This window comes from Xanthomonas sp. 3058 (assembly GCF_014199765.1).
GTDB classification, from domain to species: Bacteria; Pseudomonadota; Gammaproteobacteria; order Xanthomonadales; family Xanthomonadaceae; genus Xanthomonas; species Xanthomonas campestris_B.
This window is the reverse complement of record NZ_JACHOF010000026.1, coordinates 1-15302: the sequence shown is the minus strand read 5'-3', so window position 1 is coordinate 15302 and position 15302 is coordinate 1. Positions and strand designations below refer to the sequence as shown.

The 15302-nt window shown below is 65.2% G+C and carries 13 protein-coding genes; 11 read left to right on the top strand and 2 right to left on the bottom strand.

Annotation, left to right across the window (positions count from 1 at the left end; all coding sequences use genetic code 11):
- Positions 1-84 precede the first annotated feature (84 nt).
- From GGR61_RS19395 to GGR61_RS19380, 4 genes are all read left to right on the top strand, one after another.
- Complete coding sequence (locus tag GGR61_RS19395) at positions 85-972, top strand: LysR family transcriptional regulator (protein WP_184623441.1); 888 nt, start codon at positions 85-87, stop codon at positions 970-972.
- A 386-nt stretch (positions 973-1358) separates the two neighbouring features.
- On the top strand, positions 1359-1883 hold the full coding sequence (locus tag GGR61_RS21285; protein ID WP_260289033.1) for a hypothetical protein: 525 nt from the start codon (positions 1359-1361) through the stop codon (positions 1881-1883).
- Between the two features lie 74 nt (positions 1884-1957).
- Positions 1958-2536, top strand: a complete 579-nt coding sequence (locus GGR61_RS19385) for a hypothetical protein (protein WP_184623439.1) — start codon at positions 1958-1960, stop codon at positions 2534-2536.
- A gap of 432 nt (positions 2537-2968) precedes the next feature.
- On the top strand, positions 2969-3637 hold the full coding sequence (locus GGR61_RS19380; protein WP_184623437.1) for a hypothetical protein: 669 nt from the start codon (positions 2969-2971) through the stop codon (positions 3635-3637).
- A 17-nt stretch (positions 3638-3654) separates the two neighbouring features.
- On the opposite strand, the gene GGR61_RS19375 is transcribed toward GGR61_RS19380, so the two are convergent.
- Both GGR61_RS19375 and GGR61_RS19370 read right to left on the bottom strand, forming a co-directional pair.
- Complete coding sequence (locus GGR61_RS19375) at positions 3655-4461, bottom strand: TatD family hydrolase (protein ID WP_184623435.1); 807 nt, start codon at positions 4459-4461, stop codon at positions 3655-3657.
- Positions 4462-4704: 243 nt separating this feature from the next.
- A complete protein-coding gene (locus tag GGR61_RS19370) occupies positions 4705-5622 on the bottom strand; it encodes a LysR family transcriptional regulator (protein ID WP_184409342.1) in 918 nt (305 codons plus the stop codon).
- A gap of 128 nt (positions 5623-5750) precedes the next feature.
- Between GGR61_RS19370 and GGR61_RS19365 the strand changes: the two genes are divergently transcribed.
- The 7 genes from GGR61_RS19365 (at position 5751) to gvpU (ending at position 15154) form a co-directional block, all read left to right on the top strand.
- Complete coding sequence (locus GGR61_RS19365; RefSeq protein WP_184623433.1) at positions 5751-6803, top strand: aromatic ring-hydroxylating dioxygenase subunit alpha; 1053 nt, start codon at positions 5751-5753, stop codon at positions 6801-6803.
- A 17-nt stretch (positions 6804-6820) separates the two neighbouring features.
- Complete coding sequence (locus GGR61_RS19360; RefSeq protein WP_184623431.1) at positions 6821-7783, top strand: PDR/VanB family oxidoreductase; 963 nt, start codon at positions 6821-6823, stop codon at positions 7781-7783.
- Positions 7784-8076: 293 nt separating this feature from the next.
- Positions 8077-9618 carry an adenosine deaminase gene (locus GGR61_RS19355; RefSeq protein WP_184623429.1) on the top strand — a complete coding sequence of 514 codons (1542 nt, stop codon included), beginning with the start codon at positions 8077-8079 and terminating at the stop codon, positions 9616-9618.
- Between the two features lie 71 nt (positions 9619-9689).
- Positions 9690-10841: a nucleoside hydrolase gene (locus GGR61_RS19350; RefSeq protein ID WP_184623427.1), complete on the top strand. Its 1152-nt coding sequence runs from the start codon at positions 9690-9692 to the stop codon at positions 10839-10841.
- A gap of 496 nt (positions 10842-11337) precedes the next feature.
- Positions 11338-12798, top strand: coding sequence for an AtzE family amidohydrolase (locus tag GGR61_RS19345; protein WP_184623425.1), 1461 nt, complete (start codon positions 11338-11340; stop codon positions 12796-12798).
- Positions 12798-14378 (top strand): gamma-glutamyltransferase family protein, encoded by a 1581-nt coding sequence (locus GGR61_RS19340; protein WP_184623423.1) that lies wholly within the window; start codon positions 12798-12800, stop codon positions 14376-14378. Before GGR61_RS19345 ends, GGR61_RS19340 begins: the two co-directional genes overlap by 1 nt.
- A 317-nt stretch (positions 14379-14695) precedes the next feature.
- Complete coding sequence (gene gvpU / locus GGR61_RS19335; RefSeq protein ID WP_184623421.1) at positions 14696-15154, top strand: gas vesicle accessory protein GvpU; 459 nt, start codon at positions 14696-14698, stop codon at positions 15152-15154.
- The last annotated feature ends 148 nt before the right edge of the window (positions 15155-15302 follow it).

Genomic DNA, 15302 nt, shown 5'->3' with positions numbered 1-15302 from the left:
AGACAAGGGACCGCGAGTATTCCCCTGCCCTGACCCCCTGTCCAATATATGATGCAGGCAGTTGCCATATGCAGGACAGATAGCATGGAACTCCGCCACCTGCGCTATTTCCTGGCCGTCGCCGAGGAAGGCAACTTCACCCGCGCCGCTGCACGGGTCGGTATCGGCCAGCCGCCGCTGAGCCAGCAGATCCAGGCGCTGGAACGCGACCTGGGCACGCCGCTGTTCCGGCGCACCCACAGCGGTGCCGAGCTGACCCCGGCCGGCGAGGCGTTTCTGGTCGAAGTGCGCCGCGTGCTCGCCGATGTGGAGCGCGCCGCAGAAACCGCGCGGCGGGTGGCGCGTGGCGAATCCGGCCGGCTGCGCCTGGGCTTCACCGCCTCGGCCGCATTCAACCCGGTGGTGCCGCACCTGATCCGCGATTTCCGCCGGCAATGGCCGCAGGTCGAGCTGTTGCTGGAAGAAACCAACACCGCCGGATTGTTGCTGGCGCTGGCCGCTGGCCGCCTGGACGCGGCCTTCGTGCGCTACGGCCTGAGCACGCCACCCGACCTGCAACTGCTGCGCTTTGCCGACGAACCGATGAAGATCGCCGTACCCGCCGCGCATCGTCTGGCCGCCCGCAACAGCGCGCCACTGGCGGCGCTGGCAGGCGAGCCGTTCATCCTGTTCCCGCGCAGCTTCGGCTCCAGCCTGTACGACGAAATCCTCGCCGCCTGCCGCGCATCCGGCGTGACCCTGCGCATCACCCAGGAAGCGCCGCAGATGTCGTCCATCGTCAATCTGGTCGCCGCCGAACTCGGCGTGTCGGTGGTACCCGCCTCCACCGCCCAGCTGCAGCTGCCCGGCGTGCGCTATCTGGATATCGAAGGGCAGATGCCGCTGGCCCGGCTCGCCCTGGCGGTGTCGCCCGGTGCACTCGAGACCGCGCCGTTGGTCCGGCATCTGTGGGCGCTGGCGGAAGTGCTCTGAGCGAGGGTGAGCCAGGCGATTCGCGACATACGTAACCGCGACCGTTGCGAACGCGTGCGATAGGTTCCATCGATGACACGTCATCGCGCGCAACCGCGCTCCTGCATGCCGGCAAGCACACGCACCGCAGGTGCCCCGCCCAGCGCGAACCTCGACGATGTTGCGCACTGCACAGAGCTCCGATCCAGCAACGTGTCAAATATACGTATGCACCTGAATTGGAACTGCGTGCCGTTCACGAAAAGGCGGCGTAGATGATGACGCATTCCCGCAAGCCGCCGATGGAACGGGAGTACTGCGCTAAACGCACCCGTCTTGACGCCGCTTCGCAGTAGCCTATACAAAAATGGGTTTATTCAGAGGATGAAGAACCAAGGAGATGCTGCATGAGTGAAATCTGGATCGTCAATCCTGGCAAAGGTTTGGGACCGCTCGAATTTGGCATGACGCAGGCTCAAGTTGCCGAATTTGAGAATGTCATGGGGCCAATCGATGAAACGACCGAAGAGACATTACCGGACGGCAGCCTGGCAATAAACGAATTTCGTGATCGCGGCACACCACTCTGCTCATTTCAAAGGGGATTTCTTAAGTTTCTATCTATTGGGCAGTCGGACCTAATCGACATCCGTTTCCAAGACGTGTCAATTTTCAGCGACGATCCAAAGCGCGTCTATTCAACGCTTGGAAGAGCGGCGGGCGCAGTCTTTTGGCACCACAACAGCGTGATCATGCCATCACTTGGCCTGGAGCTGATCGGCTTCGTCATCGAGTACAGCCCAAAGGGAAATCCACCGATTTTTGTCAGCAAAACTGCGGGCTTTACCTGGCCAGAGTTAGCGCTTTTCCAGCCGGGCCGCGAGACGTTCAAGGAAGAGCACCTAATCGAAATATCGAGCGAGGCGGATTAAGATCGCGCCCGGCTTGGTTTCAGCCCCCCCCACTCTGGCGATCCATTATTCAAATGTGAAATGAACTACTTATTATGAGGAAATACAACTTCCCGGTGTCATTTCAGTCTTCGCCGGAAGATCTTATCTGCCGGATTATTCTTGACGGACGCTTTACGCCGGAAGATCTCATCAGCGATTTTCCTAAAACCATAACGTCGCGCTATTTAAACGATGTATTGGGCCGAGGACGATCCATCGCGTCCTGTCGAACCACCGGAGACAATAGCATCGAGGTACGGATTGATCAGAGCATCTCAGTTTCCGACGTAGACCGAGCGATCATACTTAATCTTCTCGATTTCGGACAAGATCACGCGTCTGAACGTTCTACCACGATAAAAGAAGCACTCTTTTATACCGATTCACCCGAAACAATGTCTGCAGAAAAGCTCCAAAGAGCGCTTGAGGCGGCCAATGAAGAAGCGGGCCTGTTCATGTCAGCACGCTTGACGGACTTTCCTCCGAGCGATGAAGACCTCGCATCAGAGTGGCCACAAGATTGGGTTGAAGACCAGAAGTATGACTGGCCAAGCTACCATTTTTTCCACTTTTCGATTGAGTATCGTGACCGCTTGGCCAGCCCGATCTGGATTTCGCCGCTCACTTTCTAAATGCTGCACATGATGTGACTATGTGGCGCGGCTATAATCCTGGCATCAGCGCCGCTGACTCGGTGGCGTCGGGCCGGGACGGACTGAGTTTCGAGATAAATGCCCAAGGCAACCAGATAACATACACGCTCGAACGATCGCCTTGTGATCCTGCCCTGTCGGTAAAACAGTTTGTCGAGGCCATGCACGAACGCACTGGTGATTGGCCCGCACGTTGGGACATTGGTGTCCAACCCGAGGACTGACCGTCCTGCTGGACGACCGGTTGCTGTTGTGCATCTTGGTCCGATGCATTGCGCTTGGCGGAAGGCAGCAGCGATGTCGGCTGTGCGCACGCATTCCTGTGCCGGGGGCGATCGCCCCACTTGACCTCAACTGCGATTGAGGTCGTTCAATGCACGGCTTCTTCTGCCACCTGCCTCTGCCTCTGCCATGCATCTTCGCCATCTGCTGTTGCCCTGCCTCGACCCCGACCTCAGCCTGCGTTTCTATCGCGATGTGTTGCAGCTGCCGCAGCACGGCAACAGCGTCCGCATCGGCTGGACCACGTTGGAATGCGTGCAGGCGCAGCAGCCGGTGGGCAGTGTGCACCTGGCATTCAATGTCGCGCCATCGCGCTGGGACGCAGCTGCAAGGTGGATCGGCGCGCGCAGTAGCGTGCTTGTCGATCGGCACGGTGATCGGCGCTTTCGACTCGATGGTGTGTGGCAATCGCAATCTGTCTATTTCGCCGGGCCCGATGGCGCGGTGCTGGAGGTGATCGCCCGTCAGGCGCTGCAGCGCACGGTCACCGGCGAAGGCGCATTCCACGGCAGAGAGTTGCTGTGTGTGAGCGAGATCGGATTGCCCAGCGACAATGTCGCGGCGGTGACCAGCAGCGTGGCCCATCACTTCGACGTGCGGCCGTTTGCACCCGTGGTGGACGGCTTTGCCGCGCTGGGTGACGACCAGGGGCTGTTGATCGTCGTCGATCGGGCACGGCGCTGGTTTCCGCAGCAGCGGCAGCTGCCATGGGCCACCGGCGTGCGGGTCAGCGTGGACGCGCCGCAACCGGGGCTGCGCCTGCGCGATGCGCAGGGCTGGGAGTTGCTGGCGGCGTGATCGCCACGCCGCTCAACTCATGCAGCGACCACCGGGTCGGGCAGGCGGAAAAACGTACGCGCCGCCGCCGTGCTGTTGGCCGCCGTCAGCGCCACGTCCTCGCCACGATCGCGCGCGAGTTCTTCCACGATATGCGACAGGAACATCGGTTCGTTGCGACGGTCCTTGGGCATCGGCTTGAGCGTGCGCGGCAGCAAGTACGGTGCGTCGGTTTCGATCATCAACCGGTTGGCCGGAATGTTGCGCACCAACTCGCGCAGATGCGCACCACGGCGCTCGTCGCACAGCCAACCGGTGATGCCGATGTAGTAATCGCGGTCCAGATACGCGAACAGCTCTTCGCGGGTGCCGGTGAAGCAATGCACCACCGCCGGGCCGAGCCGGCCATCGAAGCTGCGCAGGATCGACAGGAAATCGTCGTGCGCGTCGCGTTGGTGCAAAAACAGCGGTTTGCGGTTATCGGCGGCCAACTGCAGCTGACGCTCGAAGGCCTTGTGCTGGGCCGGGCGCGGGGCGAAATCGCGGAAGTAATCCAGCCCGCATTCGCCCACCGCCACCACTTGCGGATGCGCCTGCAGCGTGCGCATTTCGGCCTCGCATTCGGCGGTGAACTCCACGGCGTGGTGCGGGTGCACGCCGGCGGTGGCGTAGAGGAATCCGGGGTGCTGCTGGGCCAGTTGCAAGGCCAGTGGCGAATGCGCGCGGCTGGCGCCGGTGATCACCAATTGCGCAACGCCTGCGTCGCGTGCGCGTTGCAGCACGGCGTCGCGGTCGCGGTCGAAGGAGTCGTGAGTCAGGTTGGCGCCGATATCGATCAACTGCATGTTGCGGGTGTCGCCTGAAGGAGCAGATGCGATTGTACTGGGTGGACGTTGCCCTCATCCGCCCTGCGGGCACCTTCTCCCGCACGCGGGAGAAGGAACACCCACTGCGGCACCTGCGCGCTATCGGCCTGCAGCGAACGCATGCTGCTCCCCTTTCCCGCGCGTGCTGCTCCCCTCTCCCGCCTGCGGGAGAGGGGCAGGGGTGAGGGCCGCTTAGGAGTGAGGCCCGCTTGCGCAACCCACTCAACCCACCACCGGCACCACCATCGCATCGATCTTCGCCGCCAGCGCCTGGATCGCCAACTGCGCCGAGCGCGACAGCTGTCGCTGCGGAGCCACGCACAGCGCCAGCGTCATCGGTTTGGTCAGATGCTGGCGGAACGGCACGAATGCCAGCCGTCCATCGGCCACATCGGGCGCGGCATCCAGCCACGACATCAGGCCCACGCCCGCACCGGCGCGCACCAGCCCGCGCAAGGTACGCACGTCGTTGCAGTGGGTCAGCCGTTTCACGTCGATGTGCTGGCGCTGATACAGCACCTTGGCATGCTCGCCGACGATCAGCGGGGCGGCCGGCAGCAACAGGCGATGCTCCAGCGTTTCGCTCAGTTGCAGCTCGGTGCGGGTGCTGAGCGGGTGGCCCACCGGCATCGCGATGCCCAGCGGGATATCCGCAAATGCGCGTACCTCCAGGTCCACGCTGCTCACCGGGTCCAGCAGCAGACCGATATCCACATCGGCCGAGGTCACCATTTCCATCACCCGCTGGTTGCGCGCGGTGGACAGGTTGAAGGTGATGCCGGGGTAGTCCTGCACCAATGCAGCCACTGCCGCCGGCACCACGCCCTCGCTGAGCGCGTCGATCATGGCGATCTCCACATGCCCGCGGCGCAGCCCCTTGAGTTCGTCGAAGCGCTCCAGCGTGCGAGCGTAGGCCTTTTCCCAGCCGCGCACGTCCACCAGCAGCAACTCGCCGGCGGCAGTCAGCCGCAACCGGCCGGGCAGGCGCTCGAACAGCTGCGCGCCCAGTTCTTCCTCGGCCTTGAGGATCTGCCGGTCGATTGCCGAGGCCGACACGTGCAGCACGTCGGAGGCCTTGCGGATGCTGCCGCAGCGGGCCACTTCGATGAAGTAACGGGTGAAGCGGGAAAAGGTCAGCATGCGGCAGGGCCCGGTTGGCGTTGCATTTTTTGCAATGGCTTGGCTGAAAATCGATGTTTGATAACACACCCCCGGCTTCCTAGAGTCAATCCGGCACCGCTCCCCGCCCTACGCCCGAGACTGGACCCATGGATGTTGCCGTCCCCGCCCTGCCGCTGCATTGCACCTTCGACGCCGCCGACTGGCAGCGCCTGGCCCAGCACTGGCATGCGGTGGCGCTGAGCAGCGAGGTGAGCGAGGCGCCGTTCAAGGCCACCCTGCTGGATGAGCCGCTGGTGCTGTACCGGCTGGGCGAGGAGCTGGTGGTCGCGCGCGATGTCTGCCCGCATCGCGGCGTGCCACTGAGCATGGGCACGGCCGATGGCGGCGGCGTGGTGTGCGCGTACCACGGGCTGCGCTTCGGCGCGGGCGGGCGCTGCAACCATATCCCCGCCAGCCCGACCCAAAACATCCCCGCCAAGATGCGCCTACACACCTACGCGGTGGCCGAGCGCTACGGGTTGATCTGGGTGTGCCTGTCCAAACCTGCCGGCGTGAGCGCGGCCGAGGTGCAGATTCCGCCGATGCCCGGCTGGGACGAGGACGGCTTCCAGCAGATCGTCTGCCCGGCCTTCGACATCGGCGGCAGTGCCGCGCGCCAGCTGGAAGGCTTCATCGATGTAGCGCACTTCGCCTTCGTGCATACCGCGACATTTGCCCAGCCCGACAAGCGCGAGGTACCGGCCTATACCACCACCGAAACGCCGACCGGCTTCAATGCCGATTATCTGAGCGCGGTGGCCAATTATTCGGTGGACATGCCGCTGCCGGACGTGGACCCCGGTTTCCAGTGGCTGCGCCATTTCGAAATACATCTGCCCTTCACCGCCACCCTCACCATCCACTTCCCGGTGCCGGGCAAGCGGCTGGTGATCATGAATGCCGCAAGCCCGGTGTCCAAGCACAAGACCCGCCTGCTGGTGCCGATCGCGCGCAACTTCGACACCCACCTGCCGGTGGAAGACGTGCACGCCTTCAACCTGCGCGTATTCGAGGAAGACCGCGCCATGGTCGAGGCGCAGCGCCCTGAATATCTGCCGCTGGATCCGCTGCTGGAAGTGCATATCCCTGCCGATCGCAGCTCGATCGCCTATCGTCGTGGCCTGCGCAGTCAGGGCTACAGCGACTTCTTCTTGCGCTGAGCGCCGAGGACACCGCCATGCAGTTGCACGAGGTGCGCGTCGCCGACGTCTTCGACCAGGGCCATCGCCAACGCGCGATCCGGCTGGAGCCGGTGGGCGCGGAATTGCCGGCCTTCGAGGCCGGGGCGCATGTGGACCTGCATCTGCCCGACGGCATGATCCGCCAGTATTCGATCGCCAGTGCGCCGCATGTGCGCGACCACTATCTGCTATGCGTCAAGTTGGCAGATGCTTCGCGCGGTGGGTCGCGCCATCTGTGCGAGCAGCTGAGCACCGGCGACCGCCTGCGCATCTCCACACCGCGCAATCTGTTTCCCTTACATCCGGGCGAGCGCCACGTCTTGCTGGCCGCCGGCATCGGCATTACGCCGCTGCTGTCGATGGCCGAAGCGCTGGAAGCGCGTGGCGAACCTTTCGTGCTGCATTACTACGCGCGCCGACATGCCGATATGGCATTCCTGGCGCGGCTGCAGCGCGGCTTCACCCATGGTCAGGTGCAGATGCATCTGAGTGATGGCGGCGAAAGCCCGCGTGTGCATGTGCCGGACGAATTGGAACAGGCGCGTACACGCGATCAACTGTATCTCTGCGGACCAGCCGCGTTCATGGACCACTTCACGCTGCTTGCCAAGGCACATGGCTGGACCTCGGCGCAACTGCACCGCGAACACTTCGCCGCCGCCGCCGAACTCCCCCGCGCGCACGACGCCGACAGCGCCTTCGAAGTGGAGCTGGCCGCCAGCGGCCGCGTGGTGCAGGTGCCGGCCGAGTGCAGCATCGCCAGCGCCTTGTTGGACGCCGGCATCGCGGTGCCGCTGTCCTGCGAGCAAGGCATGTGCGGCGCCTGCCTGACCGGCGTGCTGGCCGGCACCCCCGATCACCGCGACAGTGTGCTCAGCGCCAGCGAACACGCGCAGAACCGCCAGATCACGCTGTGTTGTTCGCGCAGCCGCTCGCCCAGGTTGGTACTGGATCTATGAGGTGGCACAGCAGTCATCCCCACCAACCCACATGAATGATGCGGCGGTACCCAGCCAACTGCCGACCACACGCACAGTCCTGCAAACGATCTGCTACCGATACACCGAGACAACGCGCCCTTCCCCCGCCTGCGGGGAAGGTGCCCGAAGGGCGGATGAGGGCAGCCACCACCCGCAAAACCAACAGCCCCCAACACAACGTCAACTGGCCTGGCGAGGCGTGGCAGGGCAAGCTGCACATCGGCTCTCGCCTTCCCACCCCCATCGCGTCTTCTTTTCTGGTCCGTCAACGCATGTCTTTACTGCACCGCTGTCTGCTCCTTTCCCTCTGCGTGTTGCTGCCAACGCTCGTACAGGCGCGCCCCGCGCCCGCGCCGTCGCGCGAGCAGCAGGTGGCCACCTTGTTCAATCAGGCGGCCGACCAACCCGCACAGCTGCGCGCCTGGCTGCAGGCGATGCCAAAGGGTGGCGACCTGCACAACCATCTGTCCGGTTCGGTCTATGCCGAGGACTATCTGCAGTGGGCCAGCGACGATGGCGCCTGCGTGCAACTGGACGACCTGAGCCTGCGCGCGCCGCCGTGCGGTAAGGGCCAGCAGCCTGCACGCGATCTGGCAACGCGCGATGCGGCGTTGTATGGCCGGGTGGTGGATGCGCTGTCGATGCGCAAATTCCTGCCCAGCCCATCGCACCCCACCGGGCACGAACAGTTCTTCAGTACCTTCGGCAAGTTCGATGCGGTGGTGCGCGCACGCGTCGCCGATACCGTCGCCGCCGTGCTGGACCAGGCCGCGCGCGACCGCGTGCCCTACGTGGAAATCATCGCCAACCCGCCGCAGATGGATGAAGCGGCAAAACGCATGCAGTCCCTGCCCTGGAACGGGGCAGACGACGCCGCCAATCTGCGCACCTTGCAGGACGCCTTGCCGCCGCTGGTGCAAGCCGCGCAACGCGCGCTTGCCGACACCGATGCCCAGGTGCGTCGTGTCCTGCATTGCGACCAGCCCGATGCACGCCCCGGCTGCCAGGTTCAATATCGCTATGTTCCCTACGTGCTGCGCGTATTGCCGCAGCCGATGGTGTTCGGGCAGATGGCGCTCGCCCATGCACTGATCGCTGCGGGCGGCAGCCGCGCGGTGGCAGTGAACATCGTCGCGCCCGAAGACAACCCGGTAGCGCTGGCCGATTACGCGCGGCATATGGCGATGTTCCGCTTCTTCGCAACGCGCTATCCCAACGTGCCGTTGTCCCTGCATGCCGGCGAGCTGGCATTGGGCCTGGTGCCGCCGGCACAGCTGCGTTCGCACATCCGTCAGGCGGTGGATGCCGGTGCACGCCGTATCGGTCATGGTGTGGATCTGCCTTACGAAGACGATGCCGATGCGCTGTTGCAGCGTATGCGCAGCAAACAGGTCGCGGTGGAGATCAACCTCACCAGCAACGATGTGATCCTGGGCATCAACGGCGCCGCGCATCCGTTGGCGATGTACCTGCGTGCCGGCGTGCCGGTGGTGCTGTCCACCGACGACGCCGGCGTCTCGCGCGCCGACATGACCCATGAATATCAGCGCGCAATGCAGGAACAAGGCATCGACTACCTCACGCTCAAGCAGCTCGCCCGCAATGGACTGACCTATAGCTTTCTGCCGGGCAACAGCCTGTGGGCGACGACCAACACCGCCGTGCAGCCCTGCGCACACGCGCTTGCGCACGACAGTGACGATGATGGCTGCCGCAGCTTCCGCCACGACAATCCGAAGGCGCAACTGCAATGGCAACTGGAACAGGCGCTGGCACAGTACGAGCGCGACATGCTGGCCAGGCAGATCAGGTGATGCGCTCTCTTTGCCGGTGTCGCACACCGATCACCCCCCACTGACACCCTGCCTTCTCCATTTCCACCCCGATGACCACTGTCCCCATTCCCGCCAGCAAACGCCGCGTCATCCTCGAAGACGACATCGACGGTTTCACCCCCGCGCAGTTGCTGTTGCTGCAATCGCCCGAGGTCGAGGTGCTGGGCATCAGCACGGTCAGCGGCAACATCTGGCGCGACGAAGCAGTGGCGCATACCTGCCGTCTGCTGGAATTGGCCGGCCATCCCGCTATTCCGGTGCTGCCCGGCCCGGTGCATCCGCTGCTCAACAGCGAACTGGCCACCGAACGTTGGGAAGCGCTGTACGGCAAGCTGGTCTGGAAAGGGGCATGGACCAGACACTGGGTCGATGGCGACACCGTGCAGAGCGCGCCGCGCTATCACGCCCACGACGTGGTGCCCGATCTGCCGTTGGGCAATCCCAGCGTGGTACGCCCATCCGACGAGCCGGCCGCGCTGTTCATGCTGCGCATGGTGCGCCTGTATCCCGGCGAGGTGAGCATCGTTGCCACCGGCCCGTTGACCAATCTGGCGCTGGCGCAGTCGCTGGACCCGGCGTTCGCCACCCTGGCGCGCGAGCTGGTCTACATGGGCGGCAGCCTCAACCCACGGCAGCAACGCAGCAGTATCAGCGCACAGCAGTTCGCACGCGAATTCGTCAACTCGCCACGCCGCGAATTCAATATCCGCTGGGATCCGGAAGCGGCCAGCATCGTGATGCGCGCACCGTGGCGCAAGATCACCATGGTGCCGGTCGACCCATCGACTGCGACCGAACTCACTCCCGACTTGCTGGCACGTATCAGCGCAGCCGACACCACCATCGGCCACGCGTTGCGCCGCCGCGAGCCGGGCTTCCCGATGTGGGACGAACTGGCCACAGCCGTGTGGCTGCGCCCGGAATTGGCGACGCACACCGAAACGCTCTACGTCGACACCAACACCGCGTTCGATGCCGGGTATGGCGATATCTTGTCGTGGGCACCGGGCTATCAGCCCGGCCTGGGCGAGCAGGCGCAGACCGTAGTGCGTGCGGTCGACGTGGACGCATTCGAGCAGGTCTTGGTCGATCATCTGACCGCACCACAGCCACCAGCGGTCGGGCTGCCGCTGGCCCTTCTGCCGGGAGAAGACTCACGAAGAGCGCATGGAGGGACGGCGCCTGACAGCACGACTGCATAGGTTGAGTACGAGAACGCACGAGCAGATGCGCAACCGACACCGCTGCGTCTGCCGGGCGCTGTACCCCGACCCCGCTACGCGCTGGCAGCACGGGTGCACGCCAGTGGCGGGCAAGACCGGCCTCGGCGCTGCGGCGAGAGCGGGCGAGGTACCGGCCGCGACATGCTTGAAACAGAACGACGCCCGAGGCGGCATCGCGTGATTGGATCGATCGGCAACGCCTGCCCACCTGCGCTTCTCGGTCTCACTCGCATGGCGCTTCAGCAGTCCGCTAGTTCCCCCCCGCTCGCCTGGCGTCTGTCATCTACCGTCCTCGCATCACCAGGCGCACGTCACTTGACGCATCCGCACCGACTGCAGTGTCCAGCACCGTCCACCAGGCGCTTCTGCAGCAATCACATTCGCTGCGCCTGCATGCCTGCACGGCACTCGAATCTCGAATCTCGAATCCCAAAATCTCGGCATCCCGAATCCCCGCTCCCAACAAGGTGACCCCATGCAAGTCCCAGCGCAGTGGCAGGCCGGCATCGATCGCAATACCGACATCCTGCGCGCGCATGCGCAGCTGCTCGCCAGCTTCAACGCCCCTTGCCCCGCAGCACCGGACACCACCGCCCCGCTCGGCCAGATCGCATCGATCGTCGCCACCACCCGTCGCCACCCCACACTGGCCGCAGACCACGCGAACCAGGCACTGACACGTATCGACCAGGCCAACGGCAGCCTGCGCGCGATCACCCGCCTGCTGCCAGCACGCGCCGCCGCCGATGCCGCGCGCGTACAGTCGGCGCTGGCCGCCGGCAGCGATGGCGGTGCATTGGCCGGCGTGCCGTTCGTGGTCAAGGATCTGTTCGACGTCGCCGGCCAGGTCACCACCGCTGGCGCCGTCATGCGCGCACAGTGCGCGCCCGCCATCCGGGATGCGGCCGTCGTGCAACGGCTGAGCGATGCCGGCGCGGTGTTGGTCGGCACCGCCAACATGGACGAGTTCGCCTATGGCTTCGCCACCGTCAATGCGCACTACGGCACCACCGCCAACCCGCACGATCACCGCCATCTGGCCGGAGGCTCGTCGGGCGGTTCGGCGGCCGCAGTGGCTGCCGGGCTGGTGCCGTTCGCGCTGGGCTCGGACACCAACGGCTCCATCCGCGTGCCAGCCGCACTGTGCGGCGTGTACGGCCTGCGTCCCACGCACGGCGCGTTGCCGCTGGATGGCGTGTTCGGCTTCGTCGATGCGCTGGATGTGGTCGGCCCGTTCGCCTCGTCCATCGCCGACCTGCGCCGCGTGCATGAGGTGATGCTGGGTCGCTCGCTTGCCTCCTGCAACGGCGGCAGCCTGCGGGTCGCACGTCTGGGCGGCTGGTTTCAACGCAATCTCGATCCCGAACTGGATACCGGCTTGCGCGCATTGCTCGCGGCCTGCAACAGCACCACCGTCATCGATCTGCCCGAGGCCGAGCGCTCCCGCGCCGCCGCCTTCGTCCTCACCGCCGCCGAAGGCGGGCACCGCCATCGCGCCGGCCTGAGCACGCAGGCCGAGCAGTTCGACCCGGCCACCCGCGACCGCCTGCTCGCCGGCCTGCAGCTGCCCGCCAGTGCGGTGGCCGATGCGCAGCGTTTCGCACAGTGGTTCGCCGCAGCGATGCAACGGTTGTGGGACCAGGTGGATGTGTTGATCGCGCCGGCTACACCCTGCGCGGCGCCGCGCATCGACCAGGACACCATCCAGATCGATGGCCTGCCGGTGTCCGCGCGCGCCAACTTGGGCATCTTCACTCAGCCGCTGGGCCTGGCCGCCTGCCCGGTGCTGGCCGCGCCGTTGCCGCGCCCCGGTCGCCTGCCGCTGGGCGTGCAACTGATTGCCGCGCCCGGCCGCGAAGACCGCCTGTTCGCACTCGCCGCGCAACGCGAACGCGACGGCCTGCTCGCCTTCAGCCCGCCGGCGCAGACACGCTGATGCTGCATACCTTGCGCGCACGCCGCGGCATGGTCGTGGCCCCGCACCACCTCGCCGCACAGGCCGGACGCGACATCCTGCGCGCCGGCGGCAACGCCATCGAAGCGGCCGTCGCCACCGCCGCCTGCCTGGCGGTGGTGTACCCGCACATGACCGGCATCGGTGGCGACGGCTTCTGGCTGATCCACGAACCCGACGGCCGCGTGCACGCCATCGATGCCTGCGGCCGCGCCGCACAGGCGGCAACACTGGACTTCTATCGCGGCCACAGCAGCATTCCGTGGCGTGGCCCGGGCGCGGCCAATACCGTCGCCGGCACCGTCTCCGGCTGGGCGCTCGCGCTGCAACACGCAGGCGGCAACGTGGCGCTGCAACGCATATTGCAAGACGCCATCCACCACGCCAGCGATGGCGTGCCGGTCACGCTCGGCGGCGCGCACATCGCCGCCAGCAAGAGCGCTGAACTGCGCGGACAACCCGGCGCCTACGCCAGCATCTTCGAACCCCACGGCGCGCCCTTGCACGAAGGCGCACTGCTGCAGCAACCGCAGCTCGCACGCAGCTTGCAACGGCTCGCCGACGAAGGCCTGGACAGTTTCTATCGCGGTCCGCTTGCCGACGACATCGCTGCCGATCTGCAGGCACTCGGCAGCCCGCTGGACGCGCACGATCTCGCAACCCAGCGCGCCGACCCCAGTGTCCCGCTGTCGGTCGCCATCCACGGTGCGCGCCTGTACAACCACGCGCCACCCACGCAAGGCCTGGCCTCGCTGCTGATCCTCGCGCTGTTCGATCGCCTGCAGGCCGAACAGCCCGACAGCTATGCGCACCTCCACGGCCTGATCGAAGCCACCAAACAGGCGTTCCTGATCCGCGACGCACACATCGGCGACCCGGCCTGGATGACGCTCGACGCACAAGCCTTGCTCGACGACAGCAGCGCACTCGACGCGCTCGCCGCACGCATCGACATGCGCACCGCACTGCCCTGGCCGCAGCCCTCTCAAGCCGGCGACACCGTCTGGTTCGGCGCCATCGACGCGCATGGCCGTGCGGTCAGCTGCATCCAGTCCACGTATTTCGAATTCGGCTCCGGCCTGGTGCTGCCGCGCACCGGCATCACCTGGCAGAACCGCGGCTGCAGTTTCCGCCTCGCGCGCGACGGCTGGAACGCCCTCGCACCAGGGCGCAAGCCCTTCCACACCCTCAACCCGGCCCTGGCCACCTTCGACGACGGCCGCGTCATGGCCTACGGCACCATGGGCGGCGAAGGCCAACCACAAACCCAAGCCGCGGTCTTCTCCCGCTACGCGCGTTTCGGCGTACCGCTGCAACAGGCGATCAGCGCGCCCCGTTGGTTGCTCGGCCGCACCTGGGGCGAAGACAGCACCACGTTGAAGGTGGAAGACCGCTTCGATCCGGCGGTGGTGCAAGCACTGCGCGATGCCGGGCATGCGGTGGAACTGTTACCTGCCTACACCTCGGTGATGGGGCATGCCGCTGCGTTGGTGCGCGAGATGGATGGGGTAATCAGCGGGGCCAGTGATCCGCGCTCTGATGGTGCGGTGGCTGGTTGGTGATGGTTGGGCTTGTTGCTTGTTGCTTGTTGCATCTGCGTCCGTGACGGGCAGACGTTGCTGGCAGCCAATCGAGCCATCACGTCGGCGTGCACGACGGCAGCGGCGAGCGCTCAGGATCACGACACCGGCCAGGGCGGGCCGGCAAGGGGAACATGTCATAGACTCTGGGCATGCTCTCCACGTTAACGGTAGCGGACCCAACTGCGCCGGTCACTGGACAGGACGCACTTACGTTCCTGGGCATGCGCGGCGATGCGTAGGTACTTCGCTGCGCTTATTTCAACATACGCGTTAGACATTCCACCAAGGAGAGCCACATGACAGATCAAGACGACAATCAACCGAACCTGGAAGACGTCAAGCTGGCGTTCGACGGCCAGAGCCTGGATTGGTATCTGCAGAAGCTGGTCGCCACCGTCAACACGTCGAACGTGCAGTTCGGCATCACGCTGTTTGTCGAAGGCATCATCGTGTCCGGTCAGCTGGTCAGCGGGAAGCAGTACTTCGAGGCGTTTGCGCAGGAGTTCTCTGCCGCCTATCCCGGCGATGCCGAGGAAAAAGAGGATATCCGTCGCGCGTTTGCCAGCCACGCCAGCATCTACGACAGCGAGGACGATGCGCAGCAGAGCAGCAGACCGCCGCAGTTCATCCACCTGATCGACTCGCGTTGCTTCTCGCCCGGCGGCCAGCCGCTGCCCAGCAACCGTGGTGTGCTGTGGCGCGGCAAGGTGAATGCCGTGTCCGGCTTCACCCTGGGATCGCTGTCGGCAGATTAAGAGCGGCTAACAAAACGACTTCGCGTCAGCCTACTGCAGGCCGGCTATCTGCTGCCTGGCTGCAGGGCCCTTGCCCGCCCAGCGTCGCGGGACACGCTGCAAGTACGTCCTTGTAGCTCTTACGCGGCATCCATGCCGCGTAAGGTCC